Here is a 24610-nt window from a genome sequence, read left to right on the forward strand (position 1 = left end):
CGACGTGACCGACCCGCTGCTCACCGAACTGCTCGACCTCGCCCTGGAGGCCGCACGGCGGGCCGGAGCGCTGCTGCGCGACGGCAGGCCGGACGACCTGGCGGTGGCGAAGACCAAGTCGAGCCCCATCGACGTGGTCACCGAGATGGACATCGCCGCCGAGAAGCTGATCACCGGCTTCCTCGCCGAGCACCGCCCGCAGGACGGTTTCCTCGGCGAGGAGGGCGCGTCCAGCCCCGGCACCAGCGGCATCCGCTGGGTGATCGACCCCCTCGACGGCACCGTGAACTACCTGTACGGCCTGCCCACCTGGGCGGTCTCGATCGCCGCCGAACGAGACGGCGTGACCGTGGCCGGCGTCGTCGAGGCCCCGATGCGCGGCGAGACGTACCGGGCCGTCCTCGGCGGCGGCGCGTACACGGGCGACCGGCGCCTCGCCGTCCGCCCCTCGCCCCCGTTCGACCAGGCACTCCTCGGCACGGGCTTCGGGTACGTCCAGTCCCGGCGCGCCCACCAGGCGGACGTCGCCCAGCGCGTGATCCCGCGCGTCCGCGACATCCGGCGCGGCGGCTCGGCCGCCATCGACCTCTGCGACGTCGCCGCCGGGCGTCTGGACGCCTACTACGAGCGGGGCCTCAACCCCTGGGACCTCGCCGCGGGCGCCCTGATCGCCCGTGAGGCGGGCGCGCTGACCGGGGGGCGCCCGGGAGAGCCGGAGTCGGGCGAACTGACCCTGGCGGCCTCTCCAGGCCTCTTCGGACCCCTCCAGGAGCTCCTGGAGGAGCTGGGCGCCTGGCACGACTGACACCTGGCACCACCGACACACGTGTGAGGGCCCCGGCGCCGTTCCCGGCACCGGGGCCCTCACACGTGGGTGGGGACGGGTCAGACACCCGGCACGGCAACCTCCACGCCGTGCTCGGCGGCCAGTCGGTGCAGGTCGTCCAGCTCCGCCTGCTCGACATCGGCCAGGTAGTCGTCGCCCGTCTCACGAGCCCGCGTGAGGTCGGTCTGCGTGGTCCTGATGCGGTGCAGCAGGCCTGCGGTGAAAGCGTCCATCGTGCGCCCCCTCGTCATGGGTCCGGTGGCACGGGGGTGTGCCGAGGGTGGGTGGATCACACACTGCGGTCTCTGGGGGACAGAGAGCGGTAGGTGGCGCGCCACATACAGGGCGTGATCACGGGGTGTGCAGTCGTCCTCCCCAGCCCTTTCCTCAGAGAAACCTCAACTGGCCCGCGAATCCGGTGAATTCTTCGTTCCCGGCCAAGCGCCCCGCCGCGCGCCCCCCGTTCACCACCCGCCCGCCCAGGGCCCCGCACCGCCGTCTTACAGCCGGTTTACGCGCGTACGGGGCAGGATGGACACGCACAGTCAGTGCTCAGGTTTCAGCCGGTCCGGCTCCGGACCGCAACTCAACGGGAAGGATGTACGACGTGCGCGTACTCGTCGTCGAGGACGAGCAGCTGCTCGCCGATGCGGTGGCCACCGGACTGCGCCGGGAGGCCATGGCCGTCGACGTCGTGTACGACGGCGCCGCGGCCCTGGAGCGCGTCGGGGTGAACGACTACGACGTCGTCGTCCTCGACCGCGACCTTCCCCTCGTCCACGGTGACGACGTCTGCCGCAAGATCGTGGAGCTGGGCATGCCCACCCGCGTCCTGATGCTCACCGCGTCCGGCGACGTCAGCGACCGGGTCGAGGGCCTGGAGCTGGGGGCGGACGACTACCTGCCCAAGCCCTTCGCCTTCACCGAGCTCACCGCGCGCGTGCGGGCCCTCGGCCGGCGCACCAGCGTGCCCCTGCCGCCCGTCCTGGAGCGCGCCGGCATCAAGCTCGACCCGAACCGCCGCGAGGTCTTCCGCGAGGGCAAGGAGGTCCAGCTCGCGCCGAAGGAGTTCGCCGTCCTGGAGGTCCTCATGCGCAGCGAGGGCGCCGTCGTCTCGGCCGAGCAGCTCCTGGAGAAGGCCTGGGACGAGAACACCGACCCGTTCACCAACGTCGTCCGCGTCACCGTCATGACCCTGCGCCGCAAGCTCGGTGAGCCGCCGGTCATCGTCACCGTGCCCGGCTCCGGGTACCGGATCTGACCCGATGCCCACCACCTCAGCGACGCACCCCCAGGCGCCCCCGAAGCCGTCCTGGGACCCCAGGGACCCGGTCCGGCCGCTGCTGCGGCCGACCATCCGGATACGGCTCACGCTGCTGTACGGCGGGATGTTCCTGATCGCGGGCATCCTGCTGCTCTCGATCATCTACCTGTTCACCGCGCAGGCGCTCACCGACAGCGTGGCCCAGCTGCCCTTCAAGATCGTCAAGGGCGAAGTCCAGCCCACCACGGCGGAGTGCGTCCTGCCTAACCAGGGCACCGGCGAACAGTTCAACGCCGCGGTGTCCGTCTGCCTCCGACACCAGAGTGACCTGGCCCTGGACGACCTCCTGCGCCGCTCGCTCTTCGCCCTGCTCGGACTGAGCATCATCGCCTTCGCCTTCGGCTACGCCATGGCGGGGCGGGTGCTCTCGCCGCTCGGCCGGATCACCCGGACCGCCCGCCAGGTGGCCGGTTCCGACCTGTCCCGGCGGATCGAGCTGGACGGGCCCGACGACGAGCTCAAGGAGCTCGCCGACACCTTCGACGAGATGCTGGACCGTCTGGAGCGGGCCTTCACCGCCCAGCAGCGGTTCGTCGCGAACGCCTCGCACGAGCTGCGCACCCCGCTCGCGATCAACCGCACACTCCTGGAGATCCACGTCTCGGACCCCGAGGCTCCGCTGGCGCTCCAGCAGCTGGGCAAGACCCTGCTCGCCACCAACGAGCGCAGCGAGCAGCTCGTGGAGGGCCTGCTGCTGCTCGCCCGGAGCGACAACCAGATCATCGAGCGCAAGTCCGTCGACCTGGCCGAGGTCGCCTCCCGGGCGGTCGACCAGACACACGCCGAGGCCGTCGCCAAGGGTGTCGAGATCCGGGGCGAGCGCGAGCCGGCGGTCGTCCAGGGCAACGGCGTCCTGCTCGAACGGATCGCGCTGAACCTGCTCCAGAACGCCGTCAGGTACAACGTGACGGAGGGAGGATGGGTGGAGGTGACGACCGCGACCGAGCACGGTCAGGCGGTCCTGGTCGTCTCGAACACGGGTCCCGTGGTCCCGGCGTACGAGATCGACAACCTCTTCGAACCGTTCCGGCGGCTCCGGCAGGAGCGGACGGGCAGTGACAAGGGCGTCGGTCTCGGCCTGTCGATCGCCCGGTCCGTGGCCCGCGCGCACGGCGGCCGTATCATCGCGGAGCCCCGCGAGGGCGGTGGTCTCGTGATGCGCGTCACTCTGCCGATCTGACACACTGCACGAGCCGACCCGGTTCCGTTCGCTTTGCGCGGAATTCCGGGGGCCCGATTCTGAGACGCTCATGTGTGATCGATCACAGGAGAGGGTGTCCGGACCTCCACTCTCCGTGACGGAGAAACCCCCAGAAAAACCAGGAAAAGTCCGGGTTTCCGGGGCCCGGAATGACGGGAAGTACACGGGGTGGCGCCTGTGAAGGGCGCCCGTAGGACCGTGTACGGTCCGGTTCGCCACCCGAAGCCGATCACTCGCGAGAGGACGGAACGGGTGTCGATTGAGTAACAGACCTTGATGTGAGGCAAAATCTCCGCCTCAGGTCGGGCACAAGTCCGACCTCTCACGCGTTACGTGCGCTGAGACACCGCAACCACCCAGAGGGGGAGAGCGACATGGCAACGGATTACGACACCCCACGCAAGACCGACGACGACGTCGATTCGGACAGCCTTGAAGAACTGAAGGCTCGCCGGAACGACAAGTCGACCTCGACCGTCGACGTCGACGAGTTCGAGGCCGCCGAAGGCCTGGAGCTTCCCGGCGCCGACCTCTCGAACGAGGAGCTGGCCGTCCGGGTCCTGCCCAAGCAGGCCGATGAGTTCACCTGCATGAGCTGCTTCCTCGTGCACCACCGCAGCCAGCTGGCCAGGGAGAAGAACGGCCAGCCCATCTGCCGCGACTGCGACTGAGACCCTCGGTCGTGGCTGGCGACACACCGTCCCGGAAGCGGCGTCTGAGGCTCCCTGGGAGCACGAAGACGTACAAGGGCGGCTCAGGCCCGGCAGAGGGCGCCCAGGAGGCCCCTGAAGCCGAGCACACCGCCTCCCCGCCCTCCCTCGGCGTACGTGACGACGAGCGAGGCCTCCCGGCCTCGCTCGAGGCAGTCATCGAGCCGGACCCGGCGCACCTGCCGGTGGAGCGGGGGACGGGGCGGAACGACCCGCTGGACGAAGCGGGGAGCGACGAGACACAGCGGGACGGGCGCTTCGGCGCCGTCAAGCGCCTCGCCAATCCCGCGCGCGCCCAGCTCGACAAGATCAAGATCGATTCCGACCGGATCGACGCCGTCCGGCGCGGCGTCGCGCAGGGCGTCCGTCAGGGCGTGAAGCGCGGCGGAGACAGCGCCAAGGCCGGCATCGGCCATCTGGCCGACCGGTTGATCGACCTCGCCCCACGGATCCCCGTCCGTGATCTGGCGACCCTGCGCAAACAGTTCCCCGGGCTCGGGCCCGAGGCGCTCGCCGACAAGCTCGTCATGGGTGCGGCGAACGCCAGTTCGACCGTGGGTGCGAGCATCGGCGCAGCCGCCATGCTCCCCGTGCCCCCGGCCATGCCGGCGGAGCTCGCGGCCGAGATCACCGGCGTCGCCGCCGTGGAACTCAAACTCATCGCCGAGCTGCACGAGGTCTACGGGCTGCGGCCTCCCGGCCGGCTCACCCAACGCTCGATGGCCTATCTGACCTCCTGGGCAGAGGAGCGGGGCATCGACCCCACCAAGCCCACCACGGTCAACGCCGCGCTCGGCGGACAGCTCAAGCGCGAACTGCGCCAGCAGATCATGAAACGCATGGTGCGCAACCTGCCGAACCTCATGCCCTTCATGGTGGGCGCGGCCGTCGGCGCGGTCATGAACCGCCGCGACACCAAGAAGCTCGCCGGGCACATCCGCAAGGACCTGCGCCACCGCCAGATCCCCTGGGACTCCCTGGGGGAGCTGCCCCCGCTGGAACAGCCGGAGAACCCGAAGGAGCTCGGGTTCTAGGGGCTGTCCTGTCGGCCTCTTCGGCCCCGCTCAGTCCTGGGCACCCGCGCGGACGGCGTCCAGGGCGGCCACCAGCGCCTCCGGCTCACGGCTGGAGAGGTACACGTACGGCGTCGGGTCCGACGGGTCCGTCACCTCGATCCGCACCGCCCGGGGCACATAGCTGCGCATCAGCATGAACGCGCGGGGGTCCGCCTTGTGCATGCGCCACGCGCGCGCCTCCTCCGCGTCGAGCACCTCGGCCGCGCCGAGGGCCGCGACCGGAATCCGCGCGTCGCCCGCCACGAGCGAACCGGCCACCACCCGGATCCGGGCGGAGCCGTACGAGGAGACCGCCGCACCGGCGAGCACCGCCGCCACGATCAGACCGCCGAGCAGCGGGACCGTACCCAGCGGGAACATGACCAGGCCGCCGGAGAGACCCAGCAGGCCCGCGATGACCCACCACGAGCGGGGCGCCGTCAGCCGCTCGTCGAACCGCGGCGCGACGGAGGGCACGGGGGAGACGGGGGACGATGCGGAAGGCTCCATGCGTCCAAGCTTGGCACGGCGCGACCAGGGCACTGTCGCGCGGGTAAGGTCTGCGCCTGTGACAGCATCATCTGCCCCCCTCACCCCGCCGGCCGACGCCATACCGCCGGTACGCCACCCCGACGCGCCGGCCCCCGGCGAGCTGCTCGGTTCGCACTACGAGTACTGCTTCGGGTGCGGCGGCGGGCAGCCGCACGGCCTCCATCTGGAGGCGCGCGCGGGCGAGGGCGTGACCGTCACCGCCGAGTTCACGGTGACCCCCGATCACCAGGGCGCCCCCGGCCTCGCGCACGGCGGCGTGCTCGCCACCGCGCTCGACGAGACCCTCGGCTCCCTGAACTGGCTGCTGCGGGTCATCGCCGTGACCGGACGGCTCGAGACCGACTTCGTCCGGCCCGTCCCGGTGGGCACCGTGCTCCACCTTGAGGCCGCGGTCACCGCCGTGCGCGGCCGCAAGATCTACTCGACCGCCGTCGGCCGGATCGGCGGGCCCGAGGGTCCCGTCGCCGTCCGCGCCGAGGCACTCTTCATAGAGGTCAAGGTCGACCACTTCATCGACAACGGCCGCCCGGAGGAGATCCAGGCAGCCATGTCCGACCCCGACCAGGTCCGGCGCGCCCGCGCCTTCGAGGTGAACCCCTGATGCGCAACCCTGTCGACGTACTCATCCGGCGTGTGGACCCGGAGGTGCCGATCCCGGCCTACGGGCATCCCGGCGACGCCGGGGCCGACCTCGTCACCACCGAGGCCGCCGTGCTCGCCCCCGGGGAGCGGGCCGTACTGCCCACCGGGGTCTCCATCGCCCTCCCGGACGGGTACGCGGCCTTCGTGCACCCGCGGTCCGGACTCGCCGCCCGCTGTGGAGTGGCGCTCGTGAATGCCCCGGGGACGGTGGATGCCGGGTACCGTGGAGAGATCAAGGTGATCGTGGTCAATCTCGACCCGCGCGAGACCGTGCGGTTCGAACGATTCGACCGGATCGCCCAACTTGTCGTCCAACAGGTCGAGAAGGTGCGCTTCCACGAGGTGGCGGAGCTTCCCGGCTCGGCGCGGGCCGAGGGGGGCTTCGGGTCCACCGGCGGTCATGCCGCCGTGGACGGCACAACGGGTGGGAATCGATACGCTTCGGTCGTATCCGACCGGGAAGGACAGTGACGTGTTCGGACGTCGCAAGAAGAGCGGTGCCGCAGAGGACGCGGCGGGCGAGGCCGAGCAGGTCGTCGACGCGGTGGACGGCGAGGACGCGGACGACGCGGCCCCGCGCCGTGTGAACCTTCCGCCGGCGCCCCGGCCCGACGGACCCTGGGACATCTCCGAGGTCACCAAGCCCGATGACGGCCGTGTCGACCTGGGCGGCGTGTTCGTCCCCGGTGTCGAGGGCATGGAGCTGCGGGTGGAGGTGGCGGGCGACGCGATCGTCGCGGCCACCGTCGTCCTGCGCGACAGCGCCGTGCAGCTGCAGGCCTTCGCCGCGCCCAAGAACGAGGGCATCTGGGGCGAGGTCCGCGACGAGATCGCCACGGGCATCACCCAGCAGGGCGGGATCATCGACGAGGTCGAGGGCCCGCTGGGCTGGGAGCTGCGCGCGCAGGTCCCCGTACAGCTGCCGGACGGCAACCGCGGTGTGCAGCTGGTCCGCTTCGTGGGTGTCGACGGACCCCGCTGGTTCCTGCGCGGAGTGATCTCCGGGCAGGGCGCGGTCCAGCCCGAGGCGGCGGGTCTCCTGGAGCAGATCGTCCGGGACACCGTGGTCGTCCGCGGCGAGGGCCCGATGGCCCCGCGTGACCCGATCGTCCTCAAGCTGCCGAACGACGCGCAGATGGTGCCGGACGGCGTGCAGCAGGAGGAGCAGGAGAACTCCCGCTTCTCCGGTGGCATGGGCCAGCTCCAGCGCGGTCCGGAGATCTCCGAGATCCGCTGATCGATCGCCTGAACCGATGGGCCGCTTTCCGTACCTCTCGTACGGGAAGCGGCCCATCGGCCGTTTTCCACAGGTTCCGACCCCCGGCTCTGGCCCTCGGGCCCGGCCGCGGACCATACTGGCGGGCACATGTTCGAGGAGGGGGAGCACAGGGTGAGTGAGAGCAGCACGCGGTCCGCGACGGCCGTCGCCGAGGACCCGGCCGGCCTGCCGATGGTCCGTGTGGAGAACCTGCGCCGTTCGTACGGCACCGGGGAAGCAGCCGTCCACGCCCTGCGCGGGGTCTCCTTCGACATCCCGCGCGGCGAGCTCGTCGCGCTCAAGGGCCGCTCGGGCTCCGGCAAGACGACGCTGCTCAACCTCGTGGGCGGCCTCGACAGCGCCGACGGCGGCTCGATCGTCATCGACGGCACCGACCTCGCCACCCTCGGTGAGAACGGGCTCCTGGAGCTGCGCCGCGACCGGATCGGCTTCATCTTCCAGTCCTTCGGACTGCTCCCGATCCTCTCCGCCGCCGAGAACGTGGGCGTACCCATGCGGCTGCGCAAGGCCGATCCGAAGGAGCGCGAGGAGCGGGTGGCCCTGCTCCTCGGCCTGGTGGGCCTCGCCGACCACGCGAACCAGCGGCCCGGTGAGCTCTCCGGCGGCCAGCAGCAGCGCGTCGCCATCGCCCGCGCCCTCGCCAACAAGCCGGCGCTGCTCATAGCCGACGAGCCCACCGGCCAGCTGGACCAGGAGACCGGGCTCGCCGTCATGCAGCTGCTGCGCGCGGTGGTGCGCAGCGAGGGCTGCACGGCCCTCGTCGCCACCCACGACCCGCAGCTCCTGGGCCTGGCGGACCGGGTCCTGGAGCTGAGCGACGGCGAGATCATCGAGCACTGACGCGTGGCGTCCCGGGGCACCGGCCGAACCCCGGGGGCCGCCCCATCAGAAACGCGTCAAGACCGCCGCAGCCCACTCTCCGCGTACGGAATGTCCGATTGGCTGGACGTATGGTCGTCCCATGGGACGCGGCAAGCTTCGGATATACCTCGGCGCTGCGCCGGGCGTCGGCAAGACCTACGCGATGCTCTCCGAAGGGCACCGCCGGGTGGAGCGCGGCACGGACTGCGTCGTGGCGTTCGTGGAGCACCACGGACGGCCGCGCACCGAGGTCATGCTGCACGGCCTGGAGCAGGTGCCGCGCCGCACCCTGGAGTACCGGGGGTCGGCGTTCACCGAGATGGACATCGACGCCGTCCTGGACCGGCGGCCCGCCGTCGCGCTCGTCGACGAGCTCGCCCACACGAACGTGCCCGGCTCCCGCAACCCCAAGCGGTGGCAGGACGTCGCCGAACTGCTCGCGGCCGGCATCGACGTCATATCGACCGTCAACATCCAGCACCTGGAGTCGCTGGGCGACGTGGTCGAGGCGATCACCGGCGTACGACAGAGGGAGACCGTCCCCGACGAGGTGGTGCGCCGGGCCGACCAGATCGAGCTGGTCGACATGTCCCCGGAGGCCCTGCGCCGCCGGATGGCCCACGGCAACGTCTACACATCGGACAAGGTCGACGCGGCCCTCTCCAACTACTTCCGCCCCGGCAACCTCACCGCCCTGCGCGAGCTGGCCCTGCTCTGGACCGCCGACCGGGTCGACGAGTACCTCCAGCAGTACCGGGGCGAGCACAACATCCGCTCCACCTGGCAGGCCCGCGAGCGCATCGTCGTCGGTCTGACCGGCGGTCCCGAGGGCCGCACCCTCATACGGCGCGCGACCCGGCTCGCCGAGAAGGGCGCCGGAGGCGAGGTCCTCGCCGTCTACATCGCCCGCAGCGACGGCCTCACCGCGGCCTCGCCCAAGGAGCTGGCCGTCCAGCGCACCCTGGTCGAGGACCTGGGCGGAACGTTCCACCATGTCATCGGCGACGACATCCCCTCGGCGCTCCTGGAGTTTGCCCGGGGAGTCAACGCCACCCAGATCGTCCTCGGCTCCAGCCGCCGCCGCTCCTGGCAGTACATGCTCGGCCCCGGCGTCGGCCAGACCGTGGCCAGGGAATCCGGACCCGACCTCGACGTCCACATCGTCACCCACGGCGAGGTCGCCAAGGGGCGCGGACTCCCGGTCGCCCGGGGCGCCCGCCTCGGCCGCTCCCGGATCATCGGCGGCTGGGTCGTCGGCGTCGCCGGACCCGTCCTCCTCGCCCTGCTGCTCACCCATGTCGACGCCGACCTCGGTCTCGCCAACGACATGCTGCTCTTCCTCGCCCTCACCGTCGCGGCGGCCCTGCTCGGCGGCTTCCTGCCGGCGCTCGCCTCCGCCGCGGTCGGCTCCTTCCTCCTCAACTGGTTCTTCACCCCGCCCGTCCACCGGCTCACCATCGCCGACCCCAAGAACATCGTGGCGATCGCCGTCTTCCTCGGCGTCGCCATGTCGGTCGCCTCCGTGGTCGATCTGGCCGCCCGGCGCACCCACCAGGCCGCCCGGCTGCGCGCCGAGTCCGAGGTGCTCTCCTACCTCGCCGGCAGCGTGCTGCGCGGCGAGACCAGCCTCGACGCCCTCCTGGAACGGGTCCGCGAGACCTTCTCCATGGAGTCCGTCGCCCTGCTCGAACGGGTGGACGAGGTCGAGCCGTGGACGTGTGCGGCCGGCGTGGGCCCCCACCCGGCGGCCCGGCCCGAGGACGCGGACGTGGACATGCCGGTCGGTGACCATCTGGCCCTCGCCCTGTCCGGCCGGGTGCTGCCCGCCGAGGACCGGCGCGTCCTCGGCGCCTTCGCCGCCCAGGCCGCGGTCGTCCTCGACCGGCAGCGGCTCGTCGGCGAGGCCGAGGAGGCCCGCAAACAGGCCGAGGGCAACAAGATCCGCACCTCCCTGCTCGCCGCCGTCAGCCACGACCTGCGGACCCCGCTCGCGAGCATCAAGGCCTCCGTCTCCTCCCTCCGCTCCGACGACGTCGAATGGTCCGAGCAGGACCGCGCCGAACTCCTGGAAGGCATCGAGGCAGGCGCCGACCGCCTCGACCACCTCGTCGGCAACCTCCTCGACATGTCCCGCCTCCAGACCGGCACCGTCACCCCGCTGATCCGTACCGTCGACCTCGACGAGGTCGTCCCCATGGCCCTCGGGGGAGTGCCCGACGGCAGCGCCGAGCTCGACATCCCCGAGACACTGCCCATGGTCGAGGTCGACAAGGGCCTCCTGGAGCGCGCCGTCGCCAACATCGTCGAGAACGCCGTCAAGTACAGCCCCGAGGGCATGCCCGTGGCGGTCGCCGCCAGCGCCCTGGGGGACCGTGTCGAGCTCAGGGTCGTGGACCGCGGCCCCGGCGTGCCCGACGAGGCCAAGGAGGGCATCTTCGCGCCCTTCCAGCGCTTCGGCGACGCCCCCCGCGGCGCCGGTGTCGGACTCGGCCTCGCGGTGGCCCGCGGCTTCGTGGAGGCCATGGGCGGGACGCTCGGCGCCGAGGACACCCCGGGCGGCGGTCTGACGATGGTCCTCACCCTGCGTGCCGCCAGGGGCGGGCCTCCGGCACCGGCCCCCGACCTCCCGGCGCACGCCGTGACCTGAACCCGCCGCGACCTGCCCCCCCGTGACCTGAACCCTCCGTCCCGGAGCGCACCACCCGACTCCGTCACGAAGCGAGCCTGCGAGGCGCACCACCCGCCTCCGTCCCGAAGCGCGCCCCGTTCGTTCCGTACTCCGCGCACCACCCCCTCCGCTCCCGTACTCTCTTGCTCCCGCCCGCACGGGCGACCGAAGAAGGAAGGTCCCCCTCCATGACCCGGGTCCTCGTGGTCGACGACGAGCCGCAGATCGTCCGCGCCCTGGTGATCAACCTCAAGGCGCGGAAGTACGAGGTCGACGCCGCGCCCGACGGTGCCACCGCCCTCCGCCTCGCCGCCGAACGCCATCCCGACGTCGTCGTCCTCGACCTCGGCCTGCCCGACATGGACGGCGTCGAGGTCATCAAGGGCCTGCGCGGCTGGACCCGGGTGCCGATCCTGGTCCTCTCGGCCCGCCAGACCTCCGACGAGAAGGTCGAGGCGCTGGACGCCGGCGCCGACGACTACGTCACCAAGCCCTTCGGCATGGACGAGCTGCTCGCCCGGCTGCGCGCCGCCGTCCGCCGCGCCGAGCCGGTCGGCGGCGCCGAGGACGGCGTCGTGGTCGTCGAGACCGAGGGCTTCACCGTCGACCTCGCGGCGAAGAAGGTCCACCGCGACGGCCGGGACGTCCGGCTCACCCCCACCGAGTGGCACCTCCTCGAAGTCCTGGTCCGCAACAGCGGCCGCCTGGTCAGCCAGAAGCAGCTGCTCCAGGAGGTCTGGGGACCCTCGTACGGCACGGAGACCAACTACCTGCGGGTGTACATGGCGCAGTTGCGCCGCAAGCTGGAGAGCGACCCGTCCCATCCCCGCCACTTCGTCACCGAACCGGGCATGGGTTACCGCTTCGAACGCTGAACCAGCACCCGTTCGGGGGCAGGTCCCGGTGACGGCGGTGGCCGGTACGCTTTCTGTATGAGTGCTGCACCACGTACAGAGAAGCCGGCCGGTAGGTTCCGCCGGATGCTCGACCGGCTCTCCTCCTCCCCGGAGGACCTGGAGTCGGAGGAGCTCCAGGAGGACGCCGAAGCGTCGGGGTGCACGCGTATCTGCGACTGCTCCGACCGCCAGATAGTCAAGGTGACTGGTACCTTGCGCACGGTCACGCTGCGTCCCCGGGCCGGTGTGCCCGCGCTGGAGGCCGAACTCTTCGACGGCACGGCACCGCTCGACGTCGTGTGGCTCGGCCGGCGCTCCATCGTGGGCATCGAGCCGGGCCGCAAGCTGATCGCCTCCGGCCGGATCTCCATGAGCCACGGCCGGCGGGTCCTCTTCAACCCCAAATACGAGCTCCGACCGCTCGGACAGGAGTAGCCGGTGACGTCCCTCGACAAGCCGACCACCACGGACCAGGACGCCCAGGCATCGAAGGAGGTCACCGAGGCCGCGCTGTTCGAGGCCTTCGGCGGCCTGCGGGGCATGGTCGAGACGGTCGTGCCGGGCCTGTTGTTCGTGACGATCTTCACGATCAACAAGAACCTGCAGATCTCGGCGATCGCCGCCCTCGCGGTGTCGCTGGTCCTGGTCGCCGTCCGGCTCATCCGTCGGGACACCGTCAAGCACGCGTTCAGCGGCGTCTTCGGTGTCGCCTTCGGTGTCGTCTTCGCGATGATGACGGGCAACGCCAAGGACTTCTACCTGCCGGGCATGCTGTACACGCTGGGCCTCGCCCTCGCGTACATCGTCACCGCGATCGCCGGCGTCCCGCTGATCGGCCTGATCCTGGGCCCGGTCTTCAAGGAGAACCTCTCCTGGCGGACCCGTAACCCCGGCCGGAAGAAGGCGTACACGAAGGCCAGCTGGGCCTGGGGCCTGATCCTGCTCGGCAAGTGCGCCATCCTCTTCCCGATGTACTGGTGGGCCGACACGACCAAGTTCGGCTGGGTGCTCGTGGCGCTCAAGATCCCGCCGTTCCTGCTCGCGGTCTACCTCACGTGGGTGTTCCTCGCGAAGGCTCCGCCGCCGATCGACGTCTTCGCCGAGATGGAGGCCGAGGAGCTCGCCGAGAAGGAGCGCAAGGCGGCCGCCGCCGCGGCGCAGAGCCACCCGGAGGCCTGAGACGGCACGAGAGAGGGCCCGGACCTGACGAACAGGTCCGGGCCCTTCCTCGTACACCCGGTGCTCAGGACTCCGTCGGCTCCCGGCGGACCTGCAGCAGGTCCTCCAGCTGCTCCTCGCGGGCCTGCGCGGCCACGAACAGCAGCTCGTCGCCCGCCTCCAGGGTCTCCTCGGGGCTCGGCGTCAGCACCCGCGAACCGCGGATGATCGTCACGAGCGAGGTGTCCTGCGGCCAGGCCACGTCCCCGACGGCGGTGCCGGCGACCGCCGACTCCGGCGGCAGCGTCAGCTCGACAAGGTTCGCGTCGCCGTGGCTGAAGCGGAGCAGCCGGACGAGGTCGCCGACGCTCACCGCCTCCTCCACCAGGGCCGACATGAGGCGTGGGGTCGAGACGGCCACGTCCACGCCCCAGGCCTCGTTGAACAGCCACTCGTTCTTCGGGTTGTTCACCCGGGCGACGACCCGCGGCACGCCGTACTCGGTCTTGGCGAGCAGCGAGACGACCAGGTTCACCTTGTCGTCGCCGGTCGCCGCGATCACCACGTTGCAGCGCTGGAGCGCCGCCTCGTCGAGCGAGGTGATCTCACAGGCGTCGGCCAGCAGCCACTCCGCCTGCGGCACCCGCTCCACCGAGATGGCGGTGGGCGCCTTGTCGATGAGCAGGACCTCGTGACCGTTCTCCAGGAGCTCGCCCGCGATGGAACGGCCCACCGCACCCGCGCCCGCAATAGCGACACGCATCAGTGACCGCCCTCCTCAGGACCCTCGGCGAAGGCCTCCTCGACCTTCGCGATCTCGTCCGTGCGCATCATCACGTGCACCAGATCGCCCTCCTGGAGCACCGTCTGCGAGGTCGGCAGAATCGCTTCGCCCAGCCGGGTGAGGAAGGCGACGCGCACGCCGGTCTCCTCCTGGAGCCGGCTCACCTTGTGGCCGATCCAGGCGGGGGTGGTGTGCACCTCCGCGAGCTGCACGCCACCGCTCGGGTCCCGCCACAGGGGCTCCGCGCCCGAGGGCAGCAGCCGGCGCAGCATCTGGTCGGCGGTCCAGCGGACCGTCGCGACCGTCGGGATGCCGAGGCGCTGGTAGACCTCGGCGCGCCGCGGGTCGTAGATCCGCGCCGCCACGTTCTCGATGCCGAACATCTCGCGGGCGACCCGCGCCGCGATGATGTTCGAGTTGTCGCCGCTGCTCACCGCGGCGAAGGCGCCCGCGTCCTCGATGCCGGCCTCACGCAGCGTGTCCTGGTCGAAGCCCACGCCCGTCACGCGCCGACCGCCGAAACCCGACCCCAGACGACGGAAAGCCGTCGGGTCCTGGTCCACGACCGCGACGGTGTGCCCCTGCTGCTCCAGGGTCTGCGCGAGAGCGGCTCCCACTCGCCCGCAGCCCATGATGACGATGTGCACGTCCCCTTACCCCGCACTCCTGATCGTCTTACTGACCTGCGAAAACACCCTGCTCACAACTTTCCTCACCCGATGCGCCCGGGTCGGGGCGGGCAACACCCTGCCGGGTCACCCGGTCCGAGCTTAAGCGGCAACGCTGGCGGGGACTGCATCCGAGGTGGTACTCAGGGAGATTCGGTGCCGATCGGGGGTGCCGGTGCGCGTGGCTGTTTTCGAACGCTTACGATCCTCTCCGTGTCCAAACTGACCGACCTTCCCAAACGGATCCTGATCGGGCGGGCCCTGCGCAGCGACAAGCTCGGAGAGACTCTCCTCTCCAAGCGGATCGCGCTCCCCGTCTTCGCCTCCGACCCGCTGTCCTCGGTGGCGTACGCACCGGGCGAGGTGCTCCTCGTTCTGTCCGTGGCCGGTCTGTCGGCCTACCACTTCAGCCCGTGGATCGCCCTCGCGGTCGTCGTCCTGATGTTCACGGTCGTCGCCTCGTACCGGCAGAACGTCCACGCGTACCCGAGCGGCGGCGGCGACTACGAGGTCGCCAACACCAACCTCGGGCCCAAGGCCGGACTGACCGTCGCGAGCGCCCTGCTCGTCGACTACGTCCTGACCGTCGCCGTGTCGATCTCCTCGGGCATCGAGAACCTCGGCTCGGCGATCCCCTTCGTGGTCGAACACAAGGTGGCCTGCGCGGTCGCCGTGATCGTGCTGCTGACCGTGATGAACCTGCGCGGCGTGAAGGAGTCGGGCTCGCTCTTCGCGATCCCGACGTACGTCTTCGTCGCCGGCGTCTTCATCATGATCGCCTGGGGTGCGTACAAGGGGATCGTCCTCGACGAGACCATGAAGGCGCCCACCGCCGACTTCGAGATCAAGGCCGAGCACGAGGGGCTGGCGGGCTTCGCGCTCGTCTTCCTGTTGCTGCGGGCCTTCTCCTCCGGCTGTGCGGCGCTCACCGGTGTCGAGGCCATCTCCAACGGCGTCCCCGCCTTCCGCAAGCCGAAGTCGAAGAACGCCGCCACCACGCTCGCCCTCATGGGCGGCCTGGCCGTCACCATGTTCTGCGGCATCATCTTCCTCGCCATGGCCACCGACGTACGGATGGCCGAGAAGCCCACCGAGGACCTGCTCGTCAACGGCGTGCCGGTCGGCGAGGGCTACGTCCAGGACCCCGTCATCTCCCAGGTCGCGGCCGCCGTCTTCGGTGACGGAACGTTCTTCTTCATCGTGCTCGCCGCCGCCACCGCGCTCGTCCTCTTCCTGGCCGCCAACACGGCGTACAACGGCTTCCCGCTCCTCGGCTCGATCCTCGCCCAGGACCGCTACCTGCCGCGCCAGCTGCACACCCGCGGCGACCGCCTCACCTTCTCCAACGGCATCGTGCTCCTCGCCGGCGCCGCAGCCCTGCTCGTCTGGGTCTACGGAGCCGACTCGACCAAGCTGATCCAGCTGTACATCGTCGGCGTCTTCGTCTCCTTCACGCTCAGCCAGACCGGCATGGTCCGGCACTGGAACCGGCACCTGAAGGCCGAGAAGGACCCGGCCAAGCGCCGCCACATGATCCGCTCCCGCGCGATCAACGCCTTCGGCGCCTTCTTCACCGGCCTCGTCCTCGTCGTCGTCCTCGCCACCAAGTTCACCCACGGCGCCTGGGTCGCCCTGCTCGGCATGGTGATCTTCTACGGGACGATGTCCGCGATCCGCAGGCACTACGACTCGGTCGCGGCCGAGATCGCCGCCGCGGAGGAACGCCCCGACGAGTACGTACGCCCGTCCCGGGTCCGCTCCGTCGTCCTGGTCTCCAAGCTCCACAAGCCCACCCTCCGCGCCCTGGCCTACGCCAAGCTCATGCACGCGCACGAGCTGGAGGCGCTGACCGTCAACGTCGACCCGGTCGAGACCAAGGCCCTCAGGGAGGAGTGGGAGCGGCGCGGCATCAACGTCCCGCTCAAGATCCTCGACTCCCCGTACCGCGAGATCACCCGCCCGGTGATCGAGTACGTCAAGAACATCCGCCGCGAGAGCCCGCGCGACGCCGTCTCCGTCTACATCCCGGAGTACGTCGTCGGGCACTGGTACGAGCACCTGCTCCACAACCAGTCCGCACTGCGCCTCAAGGGCAGGCTGCTCTTCACCCCCGGCGTCATGGTCACCTCGGTCCCGTACCAGCTCCAGTCCTCCGAGGCCGCGAAGAAGCGGGCCCGCAAGCGCCAGGACTGGAACGCGCCCGGCTCGGTCCGCCGCGGCCCGGTGGAGAAGCGCCAGAAGGAACCGACCGCAAAGAGCAACTAGACTGGTGGGCTGCCGTCCAAACGGCAGCCCACAGTCGCTTCCCCTGTTCCTCCCCCTTGGAGTCTCCCCGCCATGCAGAACACCCCTGTTTCGTCGTTGGTCGGGGAAGAGTACGAGGTCGAGGTCGGTCCGGTGGCCCACGGCGGCCACTGCATCGCCCGCACCGAGGCGGGCCGCGTCCTCTTCGTCCGCCACGCGCTGCCCGGCGAGAAGGTCATCGCCCGCGTGACCGAGGGCGAGGAGACCTCCCGCTTCCTGCGCGCGGACGCGGTGTCCGTGCTCGAGGCGTCGAAGGACCGCGTCGAGGCCCCCTGCCCCTTCGCGGGCCCGGGCAAGTGCGGCGGCTGCGACTGGCAGCACGCCAAGCCGGGCGCCCAGCGCCGCCTCAAGGGCGAGGTCATCGCCGAGCAGCTCATGCGGCTCGCCGGCCTCACCCCCGAGGAAGCCGGCTGGGACGGCACCGTCATGCCGGCCGAGGGCGACAAGCTCCCGCAGGGCGAGGTCCCGCAGTGGCGCACCCGCGTCCAGTACACGATCGACGCGGAAGGCAACGCGGGCCTGCGCAAGCACCGCTCGCACGAGGTCGAGGTCGTCGACCACTGCATGATCGCGGCGCAGGGCGTCTCGGAACTCGGCATCGAGAAGCGCACGTGGGAGGGCATGGCCTCGGTCGAGGCCATCGCCGCCTCCGGCTCGGGCGACCGCCAGGTGATCCTGACCCCCAAGCCCGGCGGCCGCCTCCCCCTGGTCGAACTGGACAAGCCGGTCTCCGTCCTCCGCGTCGACGAGAACGACGGCGGCGTCCACCGCGTCCACGGCCGAGCCTTCGTCCGCGAGCGCGCCGACGACCGCACCTACCGCGTCGGCAACGGCGGCTTCTGGCAGGTCCACCCGAAGGCCGCCCAGACCCTCATGCTCGCCGTCATGCAGGGCCTGACCCCCCGCAAGGGCGAAACCGCCCTCGACCTCTACTGCGGCGTCGGCCTCTTCGCGGGCGCCCTCGCCGACCGCGTCGGCGACCAGGGCGCGGTCCTCGGCATCGAGTCCGGCAAGCGCGCCGTCGAAGACGCCCGCCACAACCTGGCCGCCTTCCCGCGCGTCCGCATCGAACAGGGCAAGGTCGAGTCGGTCCTCCCGCGCACCGGCATCACGGAGGTGGACCTGATCGTCCTCGACCCCCCGCGCGCCGGCGCCGGCAAGCAAACGGTCAACCACCTCGCCGGCCTCGGCGCCCGCCGCATCGCCTACGTAGCCTGCGACCCGGCAGCCCTGGCCCGAGACATCGCCTACTTCGCGGACCGCGGCTACAAGGTCCGCACGCTCCGTGCGTTCGACCTGTTCCCGATGACGCACCATGTCGAGTGCGTCGCGATCCTTGAGCCTGCTGAAAAGGGCCGCTGACCTGCGGCTTTATCGAGTGTGCGTTATGTGCGCTACGTGCGTTACGGGCGATATCTTGACGCATATCTGACGCATATCTGACGCATATCTGACGCACGTGACGCACGTTTGACGCACGAACGGCCCGTTGCCTGACGAGTCGTCACGCGTGGTTTGAGCCTGCCGGGAAGAGCACCCCCCCAGGTGGGGTGCTCTCCGCGGTGGGGTGGTGAGGCCGGCTGCTGAGCGCTTGGTCGGCCCCGCCCCCTCGCTTCTCGGCCGTGACGTTCCGTGATGCTGGGGCGAGCGTCGGACGTATGTCTTGTCGGGAGTCGTGCCCGAGGAAGGGTGTCAAGTCGTCTGCTCCTGGTTCGCGGATGTCGGACAGCTGGGACGGCGTGCTTAGCGGCCGCAATCACGCTCGGTTCGGCGCTTGGGTGACGGTCACCGTCTGAAGGTCGCTGTTGCCTGCCGTATCGGACTCCCGAAATGTCAGTGCCCTCCTTCATAATCGGGGCACCGTCTTCAACGAAGGACCTCACCTCTGTGACGATCACCCAGCACGAGCTCGAGTCCCGGCTGTGGGACGCCGCGAACGCGCTCCGCGGTCCCGTCGACCCCGCTGACTTCAAGACCTACGTCTTCCCAATGCTGTTCTGGAAGTGGATCAGCGACACCTGGGTCCACGAGCACGACGCGGCGTTCGATAAGTACGGCGACGACCTCGACGACGAGATTGAGGCCGAATTTCACAGGTTCGAGCTGCCAGAGGGCACGCTGTGGAGCGAGGTCACCGGGAAGGTCACCAACCTCGGTGCGGAGATCGCGAAGACCTTCCAGCGAATCGAAATGGCCAACCCTCGCTCCCTCGCCGGCGTCTTCGGTGACGCCTCGTGGGGCAACCAGGAGCGTATCCCGGAGTCGGCACTGCTGGGGCTCATCCGAGCGTTCAACAAGATCAGGCTTGATCCGTCGACGGTCTCGCACGACCTGCTCGGCGCGGGCTATGAGTACTTGCTGAAGAACTTCGCCGACGAGTCGGGCAAGAAGGCCGGCGAGTTCTTCACCCCCCGCGAGGTCGTGAACCTGCTCGTCGGGATCCTCCAGCCGGAGCCGGGCGAGTCCGTCTATGACCCGTCTTGCGGCTCCGGCGGGATGCTTGTCGCGACGATCAACCAGCTGCGCGAGTCAGGCAAGGACCACCGCACGCTCAGGGTGTACGGCCAGGAGATCAACCTGACGACGGCGTCGATCGCCCGGATGAACCTGTTCCTGCACGAGATCGAGGACTTCGACATCAAGCGCGGAGACACGCTCCGCGCTCCGGCGTTCAAGGCCCCCAGCGGTGCAGTTCGTCAATTCGACGTCGTGATCGCCAACCCGCCGTTTTCGCTGGTGAATTGGGGAGCAGAGCGCTGGTCCTCGGATCCGCGCGCCATCTGCGGCGTGCCGCCGGCGCAGAACGGCGACTACGCCTTCATCCAGCACATGGTCTCGTCAATGAAGCCTGGAACTGGTCGCGTCGGCGTGGTGATGCCCCACGGCGTGCTGTTCCGCGGAGGCGCGGAAGCGAAGATTCGCCAGGGCCTGATTGAGAAGCGCGTTCTGGACGCCGTCGTCGGACTACCGCCCAAGCTGTTCTACTCGACGGAGATCCCGGCATGCCTGTTGATCTTCCGCAACCAGAAGCCTGCCGAACGCAAAGATCACGTCCTCTTCATCGATGGCTCGGCCCGGTTCGTCAAGGGCAAGAAGCAGAACCGTATGTCCGACGATGACGTCAAGACTCTCATCGAGGCGTACCAGACAAGCAACGACCCAGATGGTGGGGGCGGTACGAACGTCCGGCTGGTGCCGCTCGAGGAAATCAAGCAGAACGGCTTCGACCTGAACATCGGCCGCTACATCAAGGTTGCTGCAGAGGAAACTGCCGATCTGGGTGCAGCCTTCGTCGCGTATGCCGATGCTCGCCAACACCGGATGGATACCGAAGCCGTCATGTTCGAGCGACTTGCAGCAGCGGGCATCGACCTGAGTATGTTCGGGATGTCCAGTGGCTGAGTGGGAGCGGGTCCGGCTCGGCGAGGTCATCGCGCTGGACGTCGACGCGGTCCCAGTCACGGCCACGACCTCCTACGACATCGTTGGCGTCTTGAACCGCGGTCGGGGCCTGTTGTTCCGGGACCCGATCGCCGGCGATGAGACCTCGTACAAGACGCTGAATCGAATCCGGCCAAACCAGATTGTCTATAGCCGCTTGAAGGCATTCGAGGGAGCAATCACCGTTGCTCCGAACGATCTAGGCAAGGCATACGCGTCGCAAGAGTTTCCGACGTTCACGTGCGGCGAGCGAATGCTTCCCGATTACTTCCGACTTCTTACGACCAAGAAACAGCTGTGGGAGCAACTACAGGCGTTGTCGACGGGCATGGGTGGCAGGCGGGAACGGGTCAAACCCGCTGACTTCTTGACGATTGAAGTCGCCCTCCCGTCCCTTTCGGAGCAGCGCCGCATCGTCGACGTCATGGCTGCGGTGGACGCGCAGATCGCTGTGCTGACAGAGGAGATTGAGGCGGCGGCGCGCACGTTGAGCGCACTCCGTGCAGATGTACCTGAGTCTGACGACGTGCCCATCGCATCAGTAGTGGACGGCATCGACAGCGGCAAGAGCGTCCAGACTAAGGGCGAGGCGCCGGCGCAAGGCAAGGCGCGTGTCTTGAAGTTGAGTGCCGTGCAACTCGGGCACTTCGACGCGAACGAAGCCAAGAGGCTCGATGATCACTCGGGGTACGCACAGGCCCACCTTGTGAACGATGGAGACCTGCTGATTACGCGGTCGAACACACCTGAGCGGGTTGGCTACGTTGCTGTCGCATTCGACGTGCCGCCGGATACCTACCTACCTGACCTCATCTGGCGGATCCGCCCGGATGAATCACGGTGTCTCGCCACTTACCTGGGGCATCTGCTATCGGCTGCTGAGTTCAGAGCACGCATCGCTTCCTCGGCATCCGGAACGAGCAAGTCGATGCAGAAGATCAACAAGAAGAACTTCGGGGCTCTCAAGGTCCCTGTCCCGGCGATCGCGGATCAGGAAGCATACGTAGCAAAGTGCGACGCGATGGCTGACGCTCTCCGAGTGGGCCATTCCGAACTCTCACATCTCCGCTTTCTCCGCTCTGCGCTCCTCTCCTCCCTTCTCAATCAAGAAATCGAGATTCCCGAGTCCTACGACGCTCTACTCGAGGAGGTGTCCTGACGTGGGTTGGACGGAAGCGAGCACCATCCAGCGTTCACTGCTGGAGTGGGCGGAGGAGGCCGGCTGGGAGCGCCTTCAAGGAGACGCGTTACCGCGTGACGAGCATGACGTCATCATCGAGGACTGGGCACGCGCAGCGTTGCTCGCGCTGAACCCCGAACTGGTCGACGACCTCGAGTCGGCGGATCTCGTGCTGCACGAGCTCAATCAAGTTGTCCTCGATGCGCACAACGGTCTCGTCGCGGCCAACGAGCGGCTGACTGTCATGCTTCGTGGCGACCACGCGTTCACGACGATCGACGGCAGGCATGTGCCTCGTCGGCTGATCGACTTCAAGAACCTCGAAAACAACCGGTTCACGGTTGCTGACGAGGTCACTATCAACGGTGCTGCCAGGCCGCGCCGGTTCGACATCGTCTACTACGTCAACGGGTTCCCTCTGGTTGTTGCCGAGACCAAGACACCGGTGAAGCATCAGGTCTCGTGGGTCAACGCCGCGAAGGACCTTCACGACGTGTACGAGGAGGAATACCCGAACTTCTTCGCGACGAACGTGTTCAACGTCGCCACCGAGGGCCTGGAATTCCGCATGGCTCCGATCTGTGCAGTTCCAGATCCCGACTCCGAGATCTGGGCCCCGTGGGGATCCACTGAGGACGACCCGAAGACCGTCACGGGACCGGCTCGTGTCGAGCGGGCTGCACGCTTGTTGCTGCGGCCGGCGACTGTCCTGCCGATCCTGAAGGACCTGGTGATGTTCCGTCACGCCCGGGATGCCTCCGAGGTCGACATCAAGTTGTTGCCTCGCTACCCGCAGTTCGAGGCGGCTCTGGCGATCCACGCTAAGGTGCTTGCCGACCGTCCTGGCGGATTGATCTGGCATCACCAGGGATCGGGCAAGACCGAACTCATGGCGTTCGCCGCCGCCCGTTTGCTGCGCGATGACGCGGTAACGGAGAAGTTCGGGAGCGCGCCGACGGTCATCGTGATCGCCGACCGTAAGGATCTGGTCCGGCAGACGGCGGAGATGTTCGAGACTGCTGGCATGCCGCGGATGACGGTGCCCCGCAACCGGCGCGAGTTGCACGGTCTGCTACGCAACGGTGAGTCGGGCGTGGTCATCACGACCGTGCACAAGTTCGCTGAGGCTGGCCATCTAAACAACCGGTCGAACATCGTGGTCCTCGTCGACGAGGCGCACCGCTCGCAGGAGGGGAAGTTCGGCGACGCGTGGCGCGCGGCGGTGCCGAACGCGAAGTTCTTCGGCGCGACGGGTACTGCGATCGAGGACAAGGACCGTTCGACGTTCAAGCTGTTCGGCGACCCTGACGACCAGGACTTTGTGATGTCGCGCTACACGCCGGAGCAATCGATCGCCGACGGGTTCACCAAGCCGGTGATCGTGGAGGGCCGGTCTGTCGGGTTCAACCTCGACAAGGAAGCCTTGGACGAGGCTTTCGACGAGCTGGCCACAGAGGAGGGCCTGGACGAGGAGGAGAAAGTCTTCCTGTCTGGAAAGGCTTCTCACATCGAGACGATCCTGTCCAACCCTGAGCGCGTGGCGGCTGTATGCGCCGACATTGTCGACCACTTCCTAACCTATGCCGCACCTTTGGGGCAGAAGGCTCAGGTCGTGGCCTACAACCAGCGCCTTGTGATCGCGTACACCAGGGCCATCGAGGCCGAGCTGGAGCGCCGCGCTGCAGTCATGCCGGACGGACAACTCCGTGAGGTCGGTGTGGTGATGCACGTCGCCGACAGCAAGGAGACCCCCAAGGAATACAAGAAGCACCTGCTTACTCCCGAGCAGGAGGAGGCGCTTAAGCGCCGCTTCAAGAAGGTCGATGACCCGTTGTCGTTCATCGTCGTCACCGCGAAGTGGATGACCGGCTTCAATGCACCCATCGAAGGCGTGCTGTATCTCGACAAGCCTGCCAAGGACACGAACCTCTTCCAGACGATCACGCGGCCCAACCGTCCGTGGAAGAACCCGGTCACAGGCCAGCGCAAGGACTTCGGGCGGGTCGTCGACTACATCGGTCTCGCGAGGGCCATCGGTAAGGCAGTCGCCGGTCCGAAGGTGAATGACGACGAAGAGCACGAGCTCAACGTCACGGACGCCTCCAAACTGGCTGGGAAATTCGTCACCGACCTCACGCGTCTACTCCATCTGTTCGACGGCATTGACACCAGTGACTCATCATTCGAGTCCCTCGCTGAGGCTCACGAGCGAATCCCTGAGGGCGGTGCGCAGCGCACCGAGTTCATCGAGACCTACGTCGCGTTGCAGACAGTGTGGGAGTTCCTCGACCCGCACCCGATGCTGCGGCCGTTCAAGGGGCAGTACTTCTGGCTCGCGAAGGTATACGAGTCGATCCGACCCAAGGACGTCTCCAAGACTTTCCTCTGGGCACGTCTCGGCGCGAAGACCACCGACCTGATTCACGGTCACATGACCGATGTGGGAGTGAGGTCAATGCCGTCGAAGACGGTCACGCTGGACGCTGCCGGCCTAGCGTTGGTGAAAAAGATCGCCGAGCAGCTCAAGCTTTCCGAGCGGCAGACTTCGGAGTCGAAAGCCGAGGACGTGTACCAGGAGGTCCTCGACTCCATCGAGGCGCGCCTCAGACGTCGGCTGGCCGGTACCGAGAGCCCGGCGTATCGGTCGCTGGCCGAGCGAATCGAGAAGCTCCGTGCCAAGGCGATCGAGAACGTCGAAGACTCGCTGGCCTTCCTTGAGGAAGCCCTGAAGATCGCTCAGGATGTGGTCGCCGCGGATCGGGCAGCTGAACAGGGCGACCAGGGAGCGCTCGACCGGCTGGCCGATCCCAAGCGCGGGGCGCTCACTCAGATCGTCGCGGAGAGCACACCGCCTGGGCTGCATAAGATCGTCCCCGACATAGTCTCGCGGATCGACTCGATCGTCGTCGAGGTCGCCTATGCCGGTTGGAGCGCGAGCGACGCGGGCGACAAACGGGTGCGTCGCGAGCTACGTTCCGCCTTGAAGGAGTACAGCTTGCCGATCAAGGGCGAGCTGTTCGACCGCACTTACGAGTATGTGCGGGAGAACTATTGAACGACG

The 24610-nt window shown here is 68.7% G+C and carries 22 protein-coding genes; 18 read left to right on the forward strand and 4 right to left on the reverse strand.

Translation table 11 applies throughout. From position 1 onward, the window contains the following. The first annotated feature begins 4 nt into the window (after positions 1–4). Positions 5–805, forward strand: coding sequence for an inositol monophosphatase family protein (locus OG514_RS22910; RefSeq protein WP_266900931.1), 801 nt, complete (start codon positions 5–7; stop codon positions 803–805). Positions 806–885: 80 nt separating this feature from the next. On the opposite strand, the gene OG514_RS22915 is transcribed toward OG514_RS22910, so the two are convergent. Then, positions 886–1059, reverse strand: coding sequence for a hypothetical protein (locus OG514_RS22915; RefSeq protein ID WP_266897647.1), 174 nt, complete (start codon positions 1057–1059; stop codon positions 886–888). A 374-nt stretch (positions 1060–1433) separates the two neighbouring features. Between OG514_RS22915 and OG514_RS22920 the strand changes: the two genes are divergently transcribed. From OG514_RS22920 to OG514_RS22935, 4 genes are all read left to right on the forward strand, one after another. Continuing rightward, on the forward strand, positions 1434–2087 hold the full coding sequence (locus OG514_RS22920; RefSeq protein WP_030146958.1) for a response regulator transcription factor: 654 nt from the start codon (positions 1434–1436) through the stop codon (positions 2085–2087). A gap of 4 nt (positions 2088–2091) precedes the next feature. Further along, positions 2092–3330 (forward strand): cell wall metabolism sensor histidine kinase WalK, encoded by a 1239-nt coding sequence (locus OG514_RS22925; protein ID WP_266897655.1) that lies wholly within the window; start codon positions 2092–2094, stop codon positions 3328–3330. Between the two features lie 395 nt (positions 3331–3725). After that, positions 3726–4022, forward strand: a complete 297-nt coding sequence (locus OG514_RS22930; RefSeq protein ID WP_003955561.1) for a DUF4193 domain-containing protein — start codon at positions 3726–3728, stop codon at positions 4020–4022. An 11-nt stretch (positions 4023–4033) separates the two neighbouring features. Next, entirely contained in the window at positions 4034–5095 is a 1062-nt protein-coding gene (locus OG514_RS22935; RefSeq protein ID WP_266897668.1) for a hypothetical protein, read from the forward strand. Between the two features lie 30 nt (positions 5096–5125). On the opposite strand, the gene OG514_RS22940 is transcribed toward OG514_RS22935, so the two are convergent. Then, positions 5126–5626, reverse strand: a complete 501-nt coding sequence (locus OG514_RS22940; RefSeq protein ID WP_266897670.1) for a DUF3093 domain-containing protein — start codon at positions 5624–5626, stop codon at positions 5126–5128. A 58-nt stretch (positions 5627–5684) separates the two neighbouring features. On the opposite strand from OG514_RS22940, the gene OG514_RS22945 reads away from it, so the two are divergent. The 8 genes from OG514_RS22945 to OG514_RS22980 all read left to right on the forward strand — a co-directional run bounded on the left by OG514_RS22945 (position 5685) and on the right by OG514_RS22980 (position 13193). Further along, positions 5685–6269 (forward strand): PaaI family thioesterase, encoded by a 585-nt coding sequence (locus OG514_RS22945; RefSeq protein ID WP_266897672.1) that lies wholly within the window; start codon positions 5685–5687, stop codon positions 6267–6269. Continuing rightward, positions 6269–6781 (forward strand): dUTP diphosphatase, encoded by a 513-nt coding sequence (gene dut, locus OG514_RS22950; RefSeq protein WP_266897674.1) that lies wholly within the window; start codon positions 6269–6271, stop codon positions 6779–6781. Before OG514_RS22945 ends, dut begins: the two co-directional genes overlap by 1 nt. A gap of 1 nt (position 6782) precedes the next feature. Beyond that, positions 6783–7547: a DUF3710 domain-containing protein gene (locus OG514_RS22955; protein WP_266897676.1), complete on the forward strand. Its 765-nt coding sequence runs from the start codon at positions 6783–6785 to the stop codon at positions 7545–7547. Positions 7548–7676: 129 nt separating this feature from the next. Beyond that, positions 7677–8429 (forward strand): ABC transporter ATP-binding protein, encoded by a 753-nt coding sequence (locus OG514_RS22960; RefSeq protein ID WP_266897678.1) that lies wholly within the window; start codon positions 7677–7679, stop codon positions 8427–8429. A gap of 121 nt (positions 8430–8550) precedes the next feature. After that, the gene (locus tag OG514_RS22965; RefSeq protein ID WP_266897680.1) at positions 8551–11097 is read left to right on the forward strand and encodes a sensor histidine kinase KdpD; all 2547 of its coding nucleotides are present in this window, start codon (positions 8551–8553) and stop codon (positions 11095–11097) included. Positions 11098–11306: 209 nt separating this feature from the next. Beyond that, positions 11307–11993, forward strand: coding sequence for a response regulator (locus tag OG514_RS22970; RefSeq protein WP_229315636.1), 687 nt, complete (start codon positions 11307–11309; stop codon positions 11991–11993). Positions 11994–12050: 57 nt separating this feature from the next. Then, positions 12051–12449, forward strand: a complete 399-nt coding sequence (locus tag OG514_RS22975) for an OB-fold nucleic acid binding domain-containing protein (RefSeq protein WP_073906407.1) — start codon at positions 12051–12053, stop codon at positions 12447–12449. 3 nt (positions 12450–12452) lie between these two features. Then, positions 12453–13193 carry a DUF3159 domain-containing protein gene (locus OG514_RS22980; protein ID WP_266897688.1) on the forward strand — a complete coding sequence of 247 codons (741 nt, stop codon included), beginning with the start codon at positions 12453–12455 and terminating at the stop codon, positions 13191–13193. A 64-nt stretch (positions 13194–13257) separates the two neighbouring features. Here the strand turns inward: OG514_RS22980 and OG514_RS22985 are convergent, their stop codons facing one another. Beyond that, positions 13258–13935, reverse strand: a complete 678-nt coding sequence (locus tag OG514_RS22985; protein ID WP_073906411.1) for a TrkA family potassium uptake protein — start codon at positions 13933–13935, stop codon at positions 13258–13260. Beyond that, complete coding sequence (locus OG514_RS22990; protein ID WP_189832557.1) at positions 13935–14603, reverse strand: TrkA family potassium uptake protein; 669 nt, start codon at positions 14601–14603, stop codon at positions 13935–13937. Before OG514_RS22990 ends, OG514_RS22985 begins: the two co-directional genes overlap by 1 nt. 234 nt (positions 14604–14837) lie before the next feature. Here OG514_RS22990 and OG514_RS22995 point away from each other — a divergent pair, with 234 nt between their 5' ends. From OG514_RS22995 to OG514_RS23015, 5 genes are all read left to right on the forward strand, one after another. Further along, positions 14838–16889, forward strand: coding sequence for an APC family permease (locus tag OG514_RS22995; protein ID WP_266897692.1), 2052 nt, complete (start codon positions 14838–14840; stop codon positions 16887–16889). A 72-nt stretch (positions 16890–16961) separates the two neighbouring features. Then, positions 16962–18290 carry a class I SAM-dependent RNA methyltransferase gene (locus OG514_RS23000; protein ID WP_266897694.1) on the forward strand — a complete coding sequence of 443 codons (1329 nt, stop codon included), beginning with the start codon at positions 16962–16964 and terminating at the stop codon, positions 18288–18290. A 525-nt stretch (positions 18291–18815) separates the two neighbouring features. Then, positions 18816–20330 (forward strand): class I SAM-dependent DNA methyltransferase, encoded by a 1515-nt coding sequence (locus tag OG514_RS23005; protein WP_266897696.1) that lies wholly within the window; start codon positions 18816–18818, stop codon positions 20328–20330. Further along, the gene (locus OG514_RS23010) at positions 20323–21528 is read left to right on the forward strand and encodes a restriction endonuclease subunit S (RefSeq protein WP_266897698.1); all 1206 of its coding nucleotides are present in this window, start codon (positions 20323–20325) and stop codon (positions 21526–21528) included. The genes OG514_RS23005 and OG514_RS23010 overlap by 8 nt, the downstream gene beginning before the upstream one ends. 1 nt (position 21529) lies before the next feature. Further along, positions 21530–24604, forward strand: coding sequence for a type I restriction endonuclease subunit R (locus OG514_RS23015; protein ID WP_266897700.1), 3075 nt, complete (start codon positions 21530–21532; stop codon positions 24602–24604). Positions 24605–24610 lie beyond the last annotated feature (6 nt).

This window comes from Streptomyces sp. NBC_00572 (genome assembly GCF_026341815.1).
Taxonomy (GTDB): Bacteria; Actinomycetota; Actinomycetes; order Streptomycetales; family Streptomycetaceae; genus Streptomyces.

What these genes read in the sequence shown, in the direction of transcription:
- OG514_RS22915 (WP_266897647.1), bottom strand. Translation starts at nt 1,059, where the DNA reads ATGGACGCTTTCACCGCAGGCCTGCTGCACCGCATCAGGACCACGCAG.
- OG514_RS22970 (WP_229315636.1), top strand. Translation starts at nt 11,307, where the DNA reads ATGACCCGGGTCCTCGTGGTCGACGACGAGCCGCAGATCGTCCGCGCC.
- OG514_RS22975 (WP_073906407.1), top strand. Translation starts at nt 12,051, where the DNA reads ATGAGTGCTGCACCACGTACAGAGAAGCCGGCCGGTAGGTTCCGCCGG.
- OG514_RS22985 (WP_073906411.1), bottom strand. Translation starts at nt 13,935, where the DNA reads ATGCGTGTCGCTATTGCGGGCGCGGGTGCGGTGGGCCGTTCCATCGCG.
- OG514_RS22930 (WP_003955561.1), top strand. Translation starts at nt 3,726, where the DNA reads ATGGCAACGGATTACGACACCCCACGCAAGACCGACGACGACGTCGAT.
- OG514_RS22960 (WP_266897678.1), top strand. Translation starts at nt 7,677, where the DNA reads ATGTTCGAGGAGGGGGAGCACAGGGTGAGTGAGAGCAGCACGCGGTCC.
- dut (WP_266897674.1), top strand. Translation starts at nt 6,269, where the DNA reads ATGCGCAACCCTGTCGACGTACTCATCCGGCGTGTGGACCCGGAGGTG.
- OG514_RS23000 (WP_266897694.1), top strand. Translation starts at nt 16,962, where the DNA reads ATGCAGAACACCCCTGTTTCGTCGTTGGTCGGGGAAGAGTACGAGGTC.
- OG514_RS22925 (WP_266897655.1), top strand. Translation starts at nt 2,092, where the DNA reads ATGCCCACCACCTCAGCGACGCACCCCCAGGCGCCCCCGAAGCCGTCC.
- OG514_RS22940 (WP_266897670.1), bottom strand. Translation starts at nt 5,626, where the DNA reads ATGGAGCCTTCCGCATCGTCCCCCGTCTCCCCCGTGCCCTCCGTCGCG.
- OG514_RS22965 (WP_266897680.1), top strand. Translation starts at nt 8,551, where the DNA reads ATGGGACGCGGCAAGCTTCGGATATACCTCGGCGCTGCGCCGGGCGTC.